This window comes from Micromonospora sp. NPDC049275 (assembly GCF_043197115.1).
Lineage (GTDB): Bacteria > Actinomycetota > Actinomycetes > Mycobacteriales > Micromonosporaceae > Micromonospora.
Map to the genome: position 1 here is coordinate 74052 of NZ_JBICSN010000007.1, position 17455 is coordinate 91506.

Genomic DNA, 17455 nt, shown 5'->3' on the forward strand with positions numbered 1-17455 from the left:
GGTGTGTTACACCTCGGCGGCGGTGGAGGAAAGTTGATCGACATTAACTTCGGCCCGCAGGTCTGCGGCGACCTGACCAGCGCGTCCAGCCGGGAGTGGCTGGTGCCCGACGGCCTCGGCGGATACGCGATGGGCACCGTCGGCGGGCTGCGGACCCGCCGCTACCACGGTCTGCTGGTGGTGCCGGGCGAAACTCCCGCCTCCCGCCAGGTGGGACTGGTGAGCCTCGACCCGACTGTCACCCTGCCGTCCGGCGCGCGGGTCCGGCTCGGCGCCCACGAGTGGTCCTCCGGCGACGTCGACCCGCGCGGCTTCGAGCTGCTGGAGCGCTTCGACCTGGTCGACGGGCTGCCCCGGTGGCGGTGGCGGATCGGCGCGGTGGTGATCGAGCGAGAGCTGGCCATGCTGCCCGGCCGCTCCTGCGTGGCGGTCGTGCACCGGCTGGTCGCCGGCGGTCCGGTCCGGCTGGAGCTGTCGGCCGCGTGCACCTGGCGCGACGCGCACGGCGAGCGGCGGGCCGACGGCCCGACGCCGCAGGTCGAGGCGGTCGCCGACGGCGCGGTGGTCGAGGGCGCGTACCGGCTCGCCGGCCCCGGCTGGACGCCGGAGGGGCAGTGGTGGCTGGGCGTGCACCACCGCGAGGAGGCCGTCCGGGGTCTGCACCCGAACGAGGACGTCTGGTACGCGGGCCGCTTCGCCGGCGAGTTGGAGCGCCCCGGCGACACGGTGTCGGTGCGGGCCTGGGCGGGTCGGCTGGACGAGGAGCCGCCGCCGGCCGCCGAGATCGTGGCGACTGCCCGGCGACGCAACCGGCAGGTGGTGGCCGCGGCGAAGCCGGCCGATGCGGTGGACGCGACGCTGGCGCTGGCAGCCGACGCGTTCGTGGTCCGTCCCGGTGGCGCGGCTGTCGACGTGGTGGCCGGGTACCCGTGGTTCGGCGCCTGGTCGCGGGACACGATGATCTCGTACGAGGGGTTGTTCCTCTGCACCGGCCGGGCCGCCGAGGGGCGTGAGCTGCTGCGGGCGTACGCGGCGACCCTGTCCGAGGGGATGCTCGCCAACACGGCCGACACCGGCCGGGTGGAGTACAACACCGTCGACGGCACGCTGTGGTTCCTGCACGCGGTGAGCCGGCACGTGACGGTCACCGGCGACACCGACCTCGGTGACGAGCTGCTGCCGGCGCTGCGCACCGTCGTCGACGCGCACGTGGCCGGCACCCGGTACGGGATCGCCGTAGACCCGGCCGACGGGCTGCTCACCCAGGGCGCCCCCGGCAGCGCGCTCACCTGGATGGACGCCCGCGTGTACGGGGTGCCGGTCACCCCGCGTACGGGCAAGCCGGTCGAGGTCAACGCGTTGTGGGTCAACGGGCTGGCCGGCCTCGCCGAGCTGACCGAGCTGGCCGGGCAGGACGCGGCCGAGCTGTGGCGGCGGCACGCGCAGGCGACCGCGTCGTTCCGGGACCGCTACCCGTCCCCGACCGGTTGGCTGCACGACGTGCTGGACGCGCCCGCGCCGGCGTACCCGCTGGGTGGGTCGGCCCTGCACGACGACGACGCGCTGCGCCCCAACCAGTTGCTGGCCTGGTCGTTGCCGTTCGCACCGTTGGAGCCGGACGAATCGACGCTGCGCCGGATCGCGACCGGGCTGCTCACCCCGCTCGGGCCGCGCAGTCTCGCCCCGGATTCTCCCGAGTTCGTGGCTCGACACCGGGGTGGCCCGGCCGAGCGGGACGGCGGCTACCACCAGGGCACGGTGTGGCCGTGGCTGCTCGGGCCGTACGTGGACGCCGCCCGGCGGGGCAAGATGTCGGTCGATGACGCATTGATCGGCATAGAGTCCCATCTGACCGAATATGGGCTAGGATCGGTAAGTGAGACGGCCGACGGCGTCGCGCCGCACTCCGCGACCGGCTGCCCGTTCCAGGCGTGGTCGGTGGCCGAGTTGCTGCGGGTGCGCCGAAAAGGCCAGTAGCGCTTTACACGACCGCAACGGCGGTGTCTCCGCTGGTTATCTCGGCCCGGGCAGGATTGGCCCCGATCCAGACGCGACGGCGACATCGACTCCGGTGTCGGTCGGCGCGCGCCCGGGGACAACTCAAAGGGGGCCGCATGTCACCCGACGCCCACGTGATCGACATCCACCCCGCTCGTCAGCTGCGGGTGCTGATGCTGTCCTGGGAATATCCGCCGGTGCTCGTCGGCGGCCTCGGCCGCCACGTGCACGCCCTCTCCGTCGCCCTCGCCGCCGCCGGCCACGACGTCACAGTCGTCACCCGCCACGCCGAGGGCGCACCCCTGGAGGAGTACGCCGACGGCGTCCGCATCCTGCGCGCACCCGAAGACCCCGTCGCCTTCCCCCTCGCCACCGGCTCCCTCCTCGCGTGGACGATGGCCTTCAACCACACCCTCACCCGCACCGCCCTGCGCGCCACCCAGGCCGGCAGCTACGACGTCATCCACGCCCACGACTGGCTCGTCGCCCACACCGCGACCACAGTCGCCGAACACCTCGACCTGCCGCTGGTCACCACCATCCACGCCACCGAGGCGGGCCGGCACCAGGGCTGGCTGCCCGAGGAGATGAACCGCACCATCCACGGCGTCGAGCACTGGCTCAGCGGGTCCTCCACCCGGGTGATCACCTGTTCGGGTTACATGCGCGACCAGGTCAGCGCGCTCTTCGACGTGCCAGCCGGGCTTGTCGACGTGGTCCCCAACGGGGTCGACGACCGGGCCTGGCGGGCCCGCCCGCGCGCTGTCGCGTCGGCCCGCGCGCGGTTCGCCGCGGACGGCCCCCTCGTCGGGTACGCGGGACGCCTGGTCTACGAGAAGGGCGTGCAGCACCTGGTGCACGCCGTGCCCCGGCTGCGCGAGCGGCACCCCGGGCTGCGCGTGGTGATCGCCGGCGACGGCCCGTACCGCCCCGAGTTGGAGGCGCAGGCCCGCCGCCTGGCGCTCGGCTCGACAGTCCGCTTCACGGGCTTCCTCGACGCCACCCAACTGCCGGCGGTGCTCGGCGCCACCGACGCGACAGTGGTCCCCAGTCTCTACGAGCCGTTCGGCATGGTGGCCCTGGAGGCGGCCGCTGCCGGGGCACCCCTCGCCGTGGCTCGCACCGGCGGCCTCGCCGAGATCGTCGAACCCGGCGTGACAGGCGTGACGTTCCCGCACAGCGACCCGGCCGCCCTCGCGGGCGCGGTCGACCAACTGCTCGGCGACGAGGTCTTCGCCCGACGGGTGGCCCGGCAGGCCCGCACCATGGTCGGCGAGCGGTACGGCTGGGCCACCATCGCGGCCCGCACCGCCGCCAGCTACGCCACCGCCCGTCGTGAGTACGGCCCGCTCCAGGCCCGCCGGGCCGCCGCCCGACTGGCCGGGGGGCGTGACCGGATCGCCATCCCGGAGGGCAATCTGCTCGCCGCCGTCGACCACGCCGCCTGCTGAGCCAGGTCGGTCGACCGATAGGTGACTTCCGATCCGCTGGTTAGGGTGTACCCCGGACAGCGGCTGAGGAGGAGCGTGCGCAGGTGCTGATCGCCGGTCGGTACCGGCTGCTCGACCTGGTGGGTCGTGGGGGCATGGGTCGGGTGTGGCGAGCCCGCGACGAGATGCTGCACCGCGAGGTCGCCGTCAAGGAGGTCGTACCGCCGAGTTGGTTGGCCGACCACGAGCGGGCCGAGCTGCGCTCGCGCACGCTGCGGGAGGCGCGCGCCGCGGCCCGGCTCAACCACCCCGCCGTGGTCCGGCTCTACGACGTCGTCCCGGTCGAGGGCAGCCCGTGGATCGTGATGGAGTACGTCCCGTCGCGCACCCTGCAGGACGTCGTCGACGCCGAGGGACCGCTGACGCCGGTCCGCGCCGCGCGGATCGGCCTGGCCCTGCTCGGCGCGCTGGAGGCCGCGCACACGGCAGGAGTGCTGCACCGCGACGTCAAACCGCAGAACGTGCTCGTCGCCCACGACGGTCGGGTGATGCTCGCCGACTTCGGGCTGGCCACCTTCGACGGCGGGGACGGAGCGATGACCCGTCCCGGGATGGTGCTCGGCTCCCCGCAGTACGTCGCCCCGGAGCGCGCCGCCGAGGGGGTGTCCACTGTCGCCGCCGACCTGTGGTCGCTCGGGGCCACCCTGCACGCCGCCGTCGAGGGCCGCTCCCCGTACGCCCGCAGCAACGCCATGGCCACGCTCAGCGCGCTGGCCGCTGGCCCACCGGACCCGGCCCCGCACGCCGGACCGCTCGCGCCGGTGCTCGCCGGGCTGCTGCGCCGCGACCCGGGTGACCGCCTCGACCACGACGGGGCCCGCCGGCTGCTCACCGCGGCCGCGACCGGCCACCCCAGCCCGCCGGTGCACCAGCCGGAAGCCGCACCCGGCGCCCCGACCCGCTCCGCAGGCTCGACCGGCTCGGGGGCGTCCGCTTCGGGGGAGCCGGCCGACCAGGACGCCACCATCGCGCTGTCCGAGCCCGGCCGGACCGCCGCCACCAAGGGCGGTGGCGCCGTTCCACCTGGAAACGCTTCGACCGGCGCCCACCCGAGCGCCGAACCGGGCGGCCGGGCCCCGACGGAGGCCACAGCCTCCACTCCACCAGCGTCGGAGCGACCGGCCGGGCGACTGGGCCGACGACCCACGGCGCGGCGGGGTGCGCTTGTCGTCACCGCGCTGCTGGTGGCCGCCGCGGCCGGCGTGGGCACCGCGCTGGCCGTCGCCGGGGACGCCCCGACCGACACCGCCGGGCGGTCCACCGCGCCATCGACGAACCGTCCCAACGACGGCGGCGGCGCGAACGGGGGCTACGGCGACGACCGGGGCGGTCCGTACGGCGGTGGCGGTCCCGGCGGCCCGTACGGCGGTGGTGGCCCCGGCCGGCCCGGCCCGCCGCCGAATGGCCGCGACGTTCCTCCGCCGCCGTTCCCGTGCGTCCATCCCGACGTCGCGGGCCCGCCGGTCTCGGCCGGATCCCCCGGTCCGGGCGAGCGGTTCCGGCCGCCGGCGGGTTGGGTCTGGCATGCCGACAGCACCGGCTTCCGGGTCTCCGTGCCGGCGACCTGGCACTACTCGCGCGAGGGCGGGGTGGTGTGCTTCCAGGACCCGGCCACCGGGCGGGCGTTGAGCGTCGCGCAGGGCGGGGCGGCCGACCCGCTCATCCGACTGCGGTCGGCCCGCGACGAGGCGGCCGGCGCCGGGGCGCTGCCGGGCTACGACGAGATCCGGCTCGCCGCGGGCGGCGGCGGCGCGGAGTGGGAGTGCCGGTGGACCGCCCCGTACGGGCCCGTGCTGCACGCCCGGCGGCAGATCCTCGCGGACCAGCGCTGGACACTGGGGTGGATCACCGACGACAGGGACTGGACGGCCGCCGGCGCGGACTGGACCGCAGTGCGAAACAGTTTCCGACCACCCCGCTGACCTGCGCCGTATGGCCCTGCTCGGCCCTCCGTCCGGCGTGGATCGAGGCCGCTCAGCGGATGAGAAAACCCACAGTGGTGGCTATCGTGTAACTCGGGGTGACCGAGGGGGAGCGGCGGTGCAGCAGTTGCTGATCGCGGGTCGGTACCGGCTACTCGACCTGGTCGGCACCGGCGGGATGGGCCGGGTGTGGCTGGCCCGTGACGAGATGCTGCACCGGGACGTGGCGGTGAAGGAGGTTGTGCCACCGGCCTGGCTGGCCGAGGCCGACCGCGCCGAGCTACGACTGCGGACGCTACGCGAGGCGCGCACGGCCGCGCGGCTCAACCACCCCAACGTCGTACGCCTCTACGACGTGGTGCACGACCGGGAGAACCCGTGGATCGTGATGGAGTATGTGGCCTCCCGGTCGGTGCAGCAGATCATCAGCGCCGAGGGCCCGCTGAGTCCACAACGTACGGCCCGGATCGGGCTGGCGGTGCTCGCCGCGTTGCGGGCGGCACACACCGCAGGCGTGCTGCACCGCGACGTGAAGCCGCACAACGTGCTGGTCGCCGACGACGGGCGGGTGGTGCTCACCGACTTCGGCCTGGCGACCTTCGACGGCGGCGACGGGGCGATGACCGGCCCGGGCCTGGTGCTCGGCTCGCCGCAGTTCGTCGCGCCGGAGCGTGCCCGCGACGGCGTGTCGGATCCGCGTACCGACCTGTGGTCGCTGGGCGCCACGCTCTACGCGACGGTCGAGGGGCAGTCCCCGTACGCCCGGTCCAGCGCGATGGCGACGCTCAGCGCGCTGGCCACGGAACCGCCGGATCCGATGCGCCGGGCCGGCCCGATGCGGCCGGTGATCACCGGTTTGTTGCAGCGCGATCCCCGGCGGCGGTTGACAGCCATCGAGGCCGAGCCGCTGCTGCGCGCCGCAGCCGCCGGTCACGACGGGCCGGCCGGGCCGGCCCGCTCCTCGGCGGTGGCGGCGGTCCGCAGCGCGGGCCGTTCCGCGCTGGCGGCCCAGGGCGGCTCGCCGGACGACGCGCCGCCACCGACCCGCCCACCGACGGCCCGCCCGCTGGTGACCCGCCCACCGGCCGACGCGCCGTCAACGGCCCGCCCGCCGGTGGCTCGCCCGGCCGGCCGACGCGGCCGGCTGATCGCGCTGGGTGGCGCGGCGACCGCCGCCGCCCTGCTCGTCGCCGGGGGTGTCACGGCGGTGCTGCTCAGCCGTCACGACGAGCGGACGCCGCCGTCCGGCGCCGGAGGTGGCGCGACCGCCTCCCGACCGGCCGCGTTCGCCTGCGCGGCGCCTCCACCGCCGACGGCCACCCCGGTGCCGTCGGTGTCACCGCCCCGCGATGCGCGGTACGGGCTGCTGGAGGGTTGGACCTGGCACGTGGATCCGACAGGCTTCCGTATCGCGGCGCCGGTGGCCTGGGCACGCTGGACCGAGGGCGCGGTGACCTGCTTCCGGGAGCCGAATGGGACCCGGGTGCTCAGCGTCGAGGCGGGGCCGCCGCGGGTCGATCCGGTGGCGCACTGGAAGGCCGAGGAGAAGCGGCTCGTCGGCGGTGGCGCGCTGCCGGGCTACCGCAAGGTGGACATCTCGGCGCTGGACATCTTCGACGGCGGGGCCCTCTGGGAGTGCAGTTGGGAGAACGCCGCAGGTGAGCAGGTGCACAGCATCCGGCTGCTCGCCAACACCTCGGCCGGGCGCGCCTACACCGTCTCGTGGTTGACAAAAGAGTTCGACTGGCAGGTCAACGCGGCATACTTCGTGATGATCCGGCAGAGCTTCACGCCCGCCCTCTGACGATGTCCTGTGTGGACGACACGACCGGCGCCCCTGTGACACGGGCGCTGGCTACAGTGGCGTAGTTTTGGGCGCTCAAGATCCCTGGGGAGGGTGAGCCGAGATGATGGGACCGTCGCACGCGCTGTCCGGCGCGGCGGTATGGCTGGCCGGGTCCTGGGCGCTGGACCAGTTCGCCGACTACCACCAGTCGCCTCTGGCGCTGGCGGTGGGCACGGCGGTCTGCGCGGGTGGGGCGCTCTTTCCCGACCTGGACCTGTCCGGCAAGGTGACCCGCAACCAGGGTGGTGCCACCGTCGCCCGCACGTTCGGGGTCTTCTCGCTCTTCGTCGCCGAGGTGATGGAGAAGATCTCCCTCGGTGTCTACTACGCGACGAAGCTCAGCAAGGATCCGCGCCGCAACAACGGGCATCGCACGCTCACCCACACGCTTCCGTTCACGCTGCTGGTCGGGTGGGGCACCACCGCGCTCTGCGCCGCGTACGGCAAGTGGGCGGTGATCACGATCCTGTTCTTCATGTTCGGTCTGGCCCTGCGCGGGCTCTTCGACGAGTGGGCCGAGCGGGCCGGCTGGGTGATCGTGACGCTGGCGTCAGCCGGGGCGGCCTGGTTCACCTTCGCCAACCTGCCGGGCGGGCGGGGCTATCCGCTGATCGGCACGGCCGTCGGGGTGGGCTGCTTCGTGCACATCCTCGGTGACATGATCACCAGGGCGGGGGTGCCGATCCTCTGGCCGATCCCGATCCGACGCCGCATGTGGACGATGATCGGCCTGCCCAACAGCATCGCACTGCGTACCGGCAGCAAGACCGAGGTGGTCGTGCTGCGCACCGTCCTGACCGTCGTGGTGGCGCTCGCCACCGTCGGCCTGATCGCCCCGTCGGTGCTGCAGCGGTTCAACATCGACATATGACCGGCCCCGCGCAGCCGTCGCCTCCGGCCGCGGACGCGCGGGTGCCGGAGTTCTGGCGCGGGCTCGGGCTCCCCGGGCTGGCGGACGTGCACGTGCACTTCCTGCCGCCGAGGCTGCTGCGCCGCGTCTGGGAGTACTTCGACGCCGCCGGGCCGCTGGTGGGCACCGAGTGGCCGATCCGCTACCGGTGGAGCGACGCGGACCGCGTCGCCCACCTGCGCCACCTCGGGGTACGGGCGTTCAGCGCGCTGGCGTACCCCCACCGACCGGGCATGGCGGCGGACCTGAACCGCTGGACGCTGCGATTCGCCCGGGACACCCCGGGCTGTCTGCCCTCGGCCACCTTCTTCCCCGAGCCCGGTGTCGCCGCGTACGTCGACGACGCGCTGACCGGCGGTGCACGGCTGTTCAAGGTGCACGTGCAGGTCGGCGGCTTCTCCCCCACCGATCCGGCGCTGGACGAGGTGTGGGGGACGCTTGCCGACGCGGGCGTGCCGGTGGTCGTGCACGCCGGGCACGCCCCGGTGGGGACGACGCACACCGGGCCCGCCCCGTTCGCCGACCTGCTCGCCCGCCACCCCCGGCTGGCCGCCGTGGTGGCGCACCTCGGTGCCCCCGACTACCGGGCGTTCCTCGACCTCGCCGAGGCGTACGAACGGGTCCGGCTGGACACCACCATGGCGTTCACGCCGTTCTTCGACCGGTTCGTGCCCTTCCCCGCCGACGAGTTGCCCCGACTGCGCGACCTGGGCCTCGCCGGCAAGGTGCTGCTCGGCAGCGACTTCCCCAACATCCCCTACCCGTACGCCGACCAGCTGACCGGGCTCGCCCGACTGGGCCTGGGCGACGACTGGCTACGCGCGGTGTGCTGGCACAACGCCGCCACCCTGTTCGACCTCACCTGACGCGCCGCGCGGGGGTCGTGGGCAAGATCTGCGCCAGATCAGGGATGTTGCTGTCTCCCTCGGAGGCAGCAACATCGCGGAAGTTGTGCGGATCTTCGCGTGGAGTCGCGGTTGGACTTGTTCTCGACATCGGCTATTGACGTCTCCGTAACAGGTGTCCTAGCGTCTGTCGAACCGCTTCGTCGAAACGCTTCGACGATCATTCGGGGGCGATCCCGTGCTCCCGGGCCGGAGGAGGTGCGCGGTGGCCACCATGCACGACGTCGCCCGCCTCGCGGGGGTCTCGGTCAGCACGGTGTCGTACGTACTCACCGGCGCCCGGCCGATCTCGCAGGGCACCCGGGACAAGGTCCTCGCCGCGATGAAACAGCTCGACTACCAGCCCAACGCGATGGCCCGTGGGCTGGCCAGCCGCCGCAGCCGCATCCTGGGTCTGTTGATGCCGATGGACGAGCGCGGCCTCGGCGCGACCGAGACCGCGTTCGTCACCGGCGCCGCCGCGGCGGCCAGCGCCGTCGGCTACCACCTGGTGCTCTCGCCGGTCGGCGGCGGCAACCTCGGCGACCTGCGCCGGCTGGCCAGCCAGCGGATGCTCGACGGCGTCGTGCTGATGGAGGTGCAGCTCGCCGACGAGCGGGTCACCGTGCTCCAGGAGGCGGGCGTGCCGCTGGTGCTGATCGGGCGCACCGGCGACACCACCGGGCTCTCCTACGTCGACATCGACTTCGAGCAGACCGTGCGGGAGGCCGTCGCGCACCTGGTCGACCTGGGGCACCGTCGGATCGTCTACGTCAACCACTCGGCCGCCACACTGGCCAGCGGCTACGGCCCCGCGTTGCGTACCCGGGACGCCTTCGTCACGGCGATGAGCGGGCACGGCCTGGAGCCGGTCATGATCCCGGCCGAGGACAGCGCCGCCGGCGGGCGGGCGGCCCTGGCCGCCGCGTTCGCGCGGACGCCGGAGCTGACCGCCGTGCTGGCGATGAACGAGACCGCGATCTTCGGCATCCTCGGCGAGCTGACCGGCCGAGGGCTGTCGGTGCCCGACGACGTCTCGGTCGTCTCGATGGTCACCTCACCACAGGTCGCCGAGCTGGCCACCCCGGCGCTGACCGCGATGACGTCGCCCGGGTCGGCCCTGGGCCGGATCGCGATCGAGGCGCTGGTGCGCCACCTGAACGGACCCGGCAACGAGCGCCACCAGCAACTGCTGCCGTGTGCGCTGGAGATCCGGGGATCGACCGCCGAGCCACGACGGCCGGCCCTGGTCAGCGCCGAACCGTCTCCGACGAGCGGGGGCTGACCAGCCGAAACGGCCCGCCGCCGCGCGGCAACGCGACGACGGACCCAGTGAAGTACCGGGCTCGATACTCACGAGGAGGATAGCAATGCAGCGATTTCGCCGGATCGTCGCGGCGATCGCCCTGGCGGCGACCGCGACGACCACCGTGGCCGCGTGCGGCGGCGGCGAGAGCGAGGACGACAGCGGGGCCAAGACCCTCAAGCTCTGGCACTACGAGAGCGAGAACAGCGCGATGGGGGTCGGCTGGAACCGGGCGATCGAGATCTTCAAGGCCGAGCACCCGGGCGTCGAGGTGCGCTTCGAGCGCAAGGCGTTCGAGCAGATCCAGCAGAACGCCGGCATGATCATCAACTCGTCCGAGGGCCCGGACATCATGGAGTACAACAAGGGCAACGCGACGGCCGGCCTGCTGTCGTCGCAGGGTCTGCTCACCGACCTGAGCGCCGAGGCCGACAAGCGCGGCTGGGCCGGCAAGCTCAGCCCCAGCCTGCAGACCACCGCCCGGTACAGCGACAAGGGCGTGATGGGGTCGGGCAAGTGGTTCGGCGTGCCGAACTACGGCGAGTACGTCACGGTCTACTACAACAAGGACCTGTTCCAGCGCAACGGCGTCAAGGTGCCGACCAGCATGGCCGAGATGACCGCCGCGATGGACACCTTCGTCGGCAAGGGCGTCACGCCGCTGGGCATGGCCGGCGCCGAGTACCCGGCCGGGCAGCTCTTCTACCAGCTGGCGCTGTCCAGGGCCGATCGGCAGTTCGTCGACAACTACCAGCTCTACAAGAACCCTGTCGACTTCACGGCGGACCCACTGAAGTACGGCGCGGACACCTTCGCCGAGTGGGTGCGCAAGGGCTACGTGGCCAAGAACTCGGCGAGCCTCAAGGCCGAGGACATGGGCACCGCGTTCATCGCCGGCAAGACCCCGATGATCGTCTCGGGCAGCTGGTGGTACGGCCGGTTCAAGACCGAGATGAAGGCCAACTGGGACACCTTCCTCTTCCCCGGCAACACCCTCAACGCCGGCTCGTCGGGCAACATCTGGGTGGTCCCGGAGAACAGCAAGGCCAAGAGCCTGGCGTACGACTTCATCGACATCACCCTGCGTCCGGAGATCCAGGACCTGATCGGCAACAACGGTGGCGTACCGGTCGCCGCTGACGCGTCGAAGATCAGCGACCCGAAGGACCGCAAGCTGATCGAGGACTTCAACACGGTCAGCAAGTCCGACGGCCTGGCCTTCTACCCGGACTGGCCGGTGCCCGGCTACTACGACGTGCTGGTCGGTGGCTTCCAAGCCCTGATCAACGGGTCGAAGTCTCCGGACCAGGTGCTCGACACGATCGCCAAGCCGTACGCCGAGGGCGTCAAGGAGATCACCGGCAAGTGACACGGCGAGCGGCGGGCACGACAGGCACGACAGGCGTGCCCGCCCGCTCCACCGGGAAGGATCGTCCATGGCAGCCTCCGAGACCGTCGCCGCCACATCCCCGACGGCGACGACACCCACCCCGCGCGAGACCGGTCGCGCACCCCGCGGCCGCAAGGCGGCGTACTGGCTCTACCTGCTCCCCGGAGCGGTGCTGTTCGTCCTGGTCATCGGCGCTCCGCTGGTCGGCACGGTCTACCTGTCGCTGACGAAGTGGTCCGGGATCGGCGACCCCACCTTCGTGGGGTTCGACAACTACAAGCGCCTGCTGGACGACGACGTGTTCTGGGCGTCGTTCCGCAACACCGTGGCGATGATCGTCGCGATGGTGGTGGTGCCCACAGCACTCGGGTTGCTGCTCGCCTCGGTGCTGTTCGACGTCATCGGGCGTCGGTTCAAGCCGCGTACCGCCGCCGCGCTGCGGGCCGCCTTCTACCTGCCGCAGGTGCTGCCCGTGGTGGTGGCCGGCATCGTGTGGGGTTGGATCCTGCGCCCCGACGGCGCGTTCAACAGCCTGCTCGACGCGGTCGGCCTCGGCGCGCTGCGTCACGACTGGCTCGGCGACCCGGGCACGGCCCTGCCGGCCGTCATGGCGGTGATGATCTGGGTGCAGATCGGCTATCCGGTGGTGGTGTTCATGGCGGCGTTGCAGCGCGTCGACCCGGAACTGTACGAGGCCGCCGAGGTCGACGGCGCGAACTGGTTGCACCGGTTCCGGGCGATCACCCTCCCGCAGATCCGGCCCGAGACGTTCGTGGTGGCCCTGACCTGCACCATCGCGGCGCTGAAGGTGTTCGGCCCGATCTTCGCGCTGACCCGGGGCGGCCCGGAGAACGCCACGAACGTGCCGTCGTACTTCGCGTACTACACGTTCTTCAAGAAGCTCCAGGTCGGCTACGGCTCGGCGATCTCCACGGTGCTCACGCTGATCATCGTCGTGGTGGCCGGGGTCTTCATCTGGATGCAGGCGCGCAGCGAGCGCCGGGACCGGGGGTTCTGACATGGCAGTCACGCTCACGCCGGTGCCGGTGCACCGGCCGGTGCCCGACAGGCACCACCGCGGTGTCAGCCGCTGGGTCGTGCTCGTCCTGGTCACCCTCGGTGCGCTCGTCATGCTGGTGCCGTTCGCGTTCATGCTGCTCAACGCGTTCAAGTCGCCAGGCGACTACTCGTCGGGCGGCCCGCTGAGCTGGCCGACGGAGTTCTACAGCAAGGGTCTGCGGACGTACTGGACCGCTGTGAACTTCCCCCTCAAGCTGTGGAACTCGGCGCTCATCGCCGGCTCGGTGGCGGTGCTCGGCGTGGTCGTGTCCCTGCTCAACGCGTACGCCCTGGGCATCGGCCGGGTCCGCGGCCGGCTGTGGATCGTCGGGTTGTTCCTGCTGGCCAACATGCTGCCGCAGGAGGCGCTGATCTACCCGCTCTACTACGTGGCCAAGGAGGTCGGGCTCTACAACACCCGACTCGCGGTGATCATCATCTTCACGGTGATCCAGAGCGCGTTCGGCACGTACCTGCTGGCCTCGGTGCTGGGCACGTTCCCCCGTTCGCTGCTGGAGGCGGCCGCGCTCGACGGCGCCGGCAAGTGGACGGTGCTGTGGCGGGTGGTCTTTCCCAACCTGCGGCCCACCCTCGCCGTGCTGCTCATCTTCTTCTTCATCTGGACCTGGAACGAGTTCCTCATCCCGCTGGTCATGCTCATCGACAACCAGACGCAGACGATCCCGGTGGCGCTCGCGTCCCTGCAGGGTGACCGGCTGATGGACGCCCCGACGACGAACGCCGGCGCGTTGATCAGCCTGGTGCCGGCCATCCTCTTCTTCCTCATCTTCCAGCGCACTCTGGCGCGCGGCATCACGGCAGGAGCCGAGAAGTGAAGTTCACCGACGGGTACTGGCAACTGCGTCCGGGAGTCAGCGTGCTGCGCCCCGGCACGGTGGAATCGGTCGAGCCGGACGACCGCGGCTTCACCGTCTTCGCGCCGGCCGGTCAGCTCACCGGGCGTCGCGACACCCTCAACCGGCCCGTCGTCACCGCCCGGTTCTTCTCCCCCGCCCCCGGCGTCGTCGGGGTGACCATCGGTCACCACAGCGGCGGGCTGCCCCGCGAGCCGCACTTCGGGCTGAGCACCGACGACGAGCACCCGGTCACCGTCGACATCACAGGCATCACCGCGTCACTGACCACCGGCGAGCTGACCGTCCGGGTCGCGCTCATCGACGGCTGGCGGGTGGAGTTCCTGCACGGCGACCGGCTGATCACCGCGTCCACCGCGCGCAGCGTCGGCATCGTCACCGACGGCGAGGGCCGCCGGCACGTGCACGAACGGCTCGCCCTCGGCGTCGGCGAGACGGTGTACGGGCTGGGCGAGCGCTTCGGCCCGTTCGTGAAGAACGGCCAGAGCGTCGACATCTGGAACGCCGACGGCGGCACCGCCAGCGAGCAGGCGTACAAGAACGTGCCGTTCTATCTCAGCAGCGCCGGCTACGGGGTCTTCGTGGACCATCCGGAGCACGTGTCGTTCGAGGTCGGCTCGGAGGTCGTGGCGCAGAACCAGTTCAGCGTCGAGGGTCAGTCCCTGACCTACCACGTCATCGACGGGCCCACTCCGAAGGACGTGCTGTGCCGCTACACGGCGCTGACCGGCCGTCCGGCCCGGGTGCCCGCCTGGTCGTACGGGCTGTGGCTGTCCACGTCGTTCACCACGTCGTACGACGAGAAGACGGTGACCGAGTTCGTCGACGGGATGGCCGAGCGGGAGCTGCCGCTGTCGGTGTTCCACTTCGACTGCTTCTGGATGCGCCAGTTCCACTGGGTCGACTTCGTCTGGGACCCGGCGACCTTCCCCGACCCCGAGGGGATGCTGCGCCGGCTGCACGAGCGCGACCTGAAGGTGTGCGTCTGGATCAACCCGTACATCGCGCAGCGCTCGTACCTCTTCGAGGAGGGCCGCCAGGCCGGCTACCTGGTCCGCAACCCGGACGGGTCGGTCTGGCAGTGGGACATGTGGCAGGCCGGCATGGCGCTCGTCGACTTCACCAACCCGGACGCCGTCCGCTGGTTCACCGGCAAGCTCAAGGTTCTCCTGGACATGGGCGTCGACTGCTTCAAGACCGATTTCGGCGAGCGCATCCCGACCGACGTGGTCTGGCACGACGGCTCGGACCCGAAGCGGATGCACAACTACTACTCGTACCTCTACAACAAGGCCGTCTTCGAACTGCTGGAGACCGAGCGGGGCGAGGGCGAGGCGGTGGTGTTCGCCCGCTCGGCCACCACCGGCGGGCAGCAGTTTCCGGTGCACTGGGGCGGCGACTGCGAGTCGACGTTCGTCGCGATGGCCGAGTCGCTGCGCGGCGGGCTGTCCCTGGCGTCGTCCGGTTTCGGCTACTGGAGCCACGACATCGGCGGCTTCGAGGGCACCCCGGACCCGGCCGTCTTCAAGCGGTGGATCGCGTTCGGCCTGCTCTCCTCGCACTCCCGGCTGCACGGCTCCGGCTCGTACCGGGTGCCGTGGGCGTACGACGAGGAGGCCGTCGACGTGCTGCGGCACTTCAGCCGGCTCAAGCTCAGCCTGATGCCGTACCTGGCCGCCGCCGCGCAGGAGGCACACCGCGACGGCATCCCGATGATGCGCCCGATGATCGTGGAGTTCCCGGACGACCCGGCCGCGGCGCACCTGGACCGTCAGTACATGCTCGGCTCCGACGTACTTGTCGCACCGGTGCTCAGCGCCGACGGCCAGGTCACCTACTATGTGCCCGCCGGCACGTGGACACACCTGGTGACCGGCGCTCAGCTCACCGGCCCGGCCTGGGTGACCGAGAAGCACGAGTTCGACAGCCTTCCGGTGCTCGCCCGGCCGGGCGCGGTCATCCCGTTCGGGGCGCGCTCCGACCGGCCCGACTACGACTGGGCGGACGGCGTGCAACTGCGTCTCTACGCCCCGGCGGAGGGACAGCGGCAACGGGTACGGATCCCGTCGCCCGGCGACGGGCCGGGCGCGGAGTTCGAGGTGAGTTTCCGCGGCGGCGTGGCCACCGCGGAGCTGGTGACGGGCGACTCGTCGGCGTACCACTGCGTGGTCGCCGGCACGGAGGTGGCAGGACGATGACGGCACGTACCTTTCCGGAGAGTTTCCTCTGGGGTTCGGCCACGGCGGCGTACCAGATCGAGGGCGCGGCCAGCGAGGACGGGCGGGGGCCGTCCATCTGGGACACCTACAGCCACACCCCGGGGCGAACGCTGAACGGCGACACCGGTGACGTGGCCGCCGACCACTACCACCGCTGGCCGCAGGACCTCGACCACATCGCGGAGCTGGGCCTGGGCGCGTACCGCTTCTCGATCTCCTGGCCGCGGGTGCAGCCGGGCGGGTCCGGCCGGTTCAACCAGGCCGGCCTGGACTTCTACTCGCGGCTGGTCGACGGACTGCTGGAGCGCGGCGTCCGCCCGGTGGCCACCATGTACCACTGGGATCTGCCGCAGGAGCTGGAGGACGCCGGCGGGTGGCCGGTGCGGGACACGGCGCTGCGCTTCGAGGAGTACGCGTCGGGGATCGTCGCCGCACTCGGTGACCGGGTGCACACCTGGACGACGCTCAACGAGCCGTGGTGCTCGGCGTACCTGGGCTACGGCTCCGGCGTGCACGCGCCGGGGCGGACCGAGCCGGCGGCGGCGCTGGCGGCGGTGCACCACCTGAACCTGGCGCACGGCCTGGCCGGCCGGGTGGTCCGGGAGTTGGCCCCGACCGCCGAGCTGTCGGTGACGCTGAACCTGCACGTGATCCGCCCGGCGTCGGACTCGGCGGCGGACGTCGACGCGGCCCGCCGCATCGACGCGCTGGCGAACCGGGCGTTCCTCGGCCCGATGCTCACCGGGGCGTACCCGGCCGACCTGCTGGCCGACACGGCGGGGGTCACCGACTGGTCGTTCGTGCGCCAGGGCGACGAGAAGGTCGCCGCTGTTCCGCTGGACGTGCTCGGCGTCAACTACTACTCGAGCACCCTGGTGCGCGCCTGGGACGGGCACTCGGCCCGCTCGGACGCCGACGGGCACGGCGCGTCGGCACACTCGCCGTGGGTAGGCGCCGACGACGTCGACTTCCTGCCGCAGCCCGGCCCGTACACGGCGATGGGGTGGAACATCGACCCGCCGGCGCTGACCGAGCTGCTCCAGCGGCTGGGCCGGGAGTACCCGGGCCAGCCGCTGATGATCACCGAGAACGGCGCGGCCTTCGACGACGCCGTGTCGGCCGACGGCCGGATCCACGACGACCGGCGGATCGACTACCTGCGTCGGCACATCTCCGCCGTTGCCGACGCCCGCGAGCAGGGCGTGGACGTCCGGGGCTACTTCGTCTGGTCGCTGCTCGACAACTTCGAGTGGGGCTACGGCTACGACCGCCGGTTCGGGATCATCCGCGTGGACTACGACACCCAGGAACGCGTCTGGAAGGACAGCGCGCACTGGTACCGGCGGCTCGCCGCCACCGGCGAACTGGACCAGGCGCGGGACTGACCCGAGCGTCCGCGACGCGCTGGATGCGCTCGGCCTGAGCCGAGCGCATCCGGGTTGTCGATGGTCACCGCGTCAGCGGTCGTCCAGCGCCGGCCTCCCTGGACGCGATGGGAACGTCGTCGGCACCGGACCTGCGCGGTGTCACCATCCGTGGGTACCGCGTCATGGCGA

The 17455-nt window shown here is 72.1% G+C and carries 12 protein-coding genes; all 12 read left to right on the top strand.

The genetic code is table 11. The features are described from left to right. Positions 1 to 33: 33 nt before the first annotated feature. Positions 34 to 1977 carry an amylo-alpha-1,6-glucosidase gene (locus ACGFIE_RS21655; RefSeq protein WP_393297113.1) on the top strand — a complete coding sequence of 648 codons (1944 nt, stop codon included), beginning with the start codon at positions 34 to 36 and terminating at the stop codon, positions 1975 to 1977. A 137-nt stretch (positions 1978 to 2114) separates the two neighbouring features. Continuing rightward, positions 2115 to 3449, top strand: a complete 1335-nt coding sequence (locus ACGFIE_RS21660; RefSeq protein ID WP_393297115.1) for a glycosyltransferase family 4 protein — start codon at positions 2115 to 2117, stop codon at positions 3447 to 3449. Positions 3450 to 3532: 83 nt separating this feature from the next. Then, positions 3533 to 5410 (top strand): protein kinase, encoded by a 1878-nt coding sequence (locus tag ACGFIE_RS21665; protein WP_393297117.1) that lies wholly within the window; start codon positions 3533 to 3535, stop codon positions 5408 to 5410. A 118-nt stretch (positions 5411 to 5528) separates the two neighbouring features. Further along, entirely contained in the window at positions 5529 to 7214 is a 1686-nt protein-coding gene (locus tag ACGFIE_RS21670; RefSeq protein WP_393297119.1) for a serine/threonine-protein kinase, read from the top strand. A 103-nt stretch (positions 7215 to 7317) separates the two neighbouring features. Further along, positions 7318 to 8127, top strand: coding sequence for a metal-dependent hydrolase (locus ACGFIE_RS21675; RefSeq protein WP_393297121.1), 810 nt, complete (start codon positions 7318 to 7320; stop codon positions 8125 to 8127). After that, positions 8124 to 9032: an amidohydrolase family protein gene (locus ACGFIE_RS21680; protein WP_393297123.1), complete on the top strand. Its 909-nt coding sequence runs from the start codon at positions 8124 to 8126 to the stop codon at positions 9030 to 9032. The genes ACGFIE_RS21675 and ACGFIE_RS21680 overlap by 4 nt, the downstream gene beginning before the upstream one ends. Positions 9033 to 9285: 253 nt before the next feature. Continuing rightward, a complete protein-coding gene (locus ACGFIE_RS21685; RefSeq protein ID WP_393297488.1) occupies positions 9286 to 10335 on the top strand; it encodes a LacI family DNA-binding transcriptional regulator in 1050 nt (349 codons plus the stop codon). An 85-nt stretch (positions 10336 to 10420) separates the two neighbouring features. Next, a complete protein-coding gene (locus ACGFIE_RS21690) occupies positions 10421 to 11725 on the top strand; it encodes an ABC transporter substrate-binding protein (RefSeq protein WP_393297125.1) in 1305 nt (434 codons plus the stop codon). Positions 11726 to 11792: 67 nt separating this feature from the next. Next, positions 11793 to 12764: a carbohydrate ABC transporter permease gene (locus ACGFIE_RS21695; RefSeq protein WP_393297127.1), complete on the top strand. Its 972-nt coding sequence runs from the start codon at positions 11793 to 11795 to the stop codon at positions 12762 to 12764. A 1-nt stretch (position 12765) separates the two neighbouring features. Beyond that, positions 12766 to 13641 (top strand): carbohydrate ABC transporter permease, encoded by an 876-nt coding sequence (locus ACGFIE_RS21700; RefSeq protein ID WP_393297129.1) that lies wholly within the window; start codon positions 12766 to 12768, stop codon positions 13639 to 13641. Further along, a complete protein-coding gene (gene yicI / locus ACGFIE_RS21705) occupies positions 13638 to 15878 on the top strand; it encodes an alpha-xylosidase (RefSeq protein ID WP_393297131.1) in 2241 nt (746 codons plus the stop codon). The genes ACGFIE_RS21700 and yicI overlap by 4 nt, the downstream gene beginning before the upstream one ends. Beyond that, entirely contained in the window at positions 15875 to 17284 is a 1410-nt protein-coding gene (locus ACGFIE_RS21710) for a GH1 family beta-glucosidase (protein WP_393297134.1), read from the top strand. Before yicI ends, ACGFIE_RS21710 begins: the two co-directional genes overlap by 4 nt. The last annotated feature ends 171 nt before the right edge of the window (positions 17285 to 17455 follow it).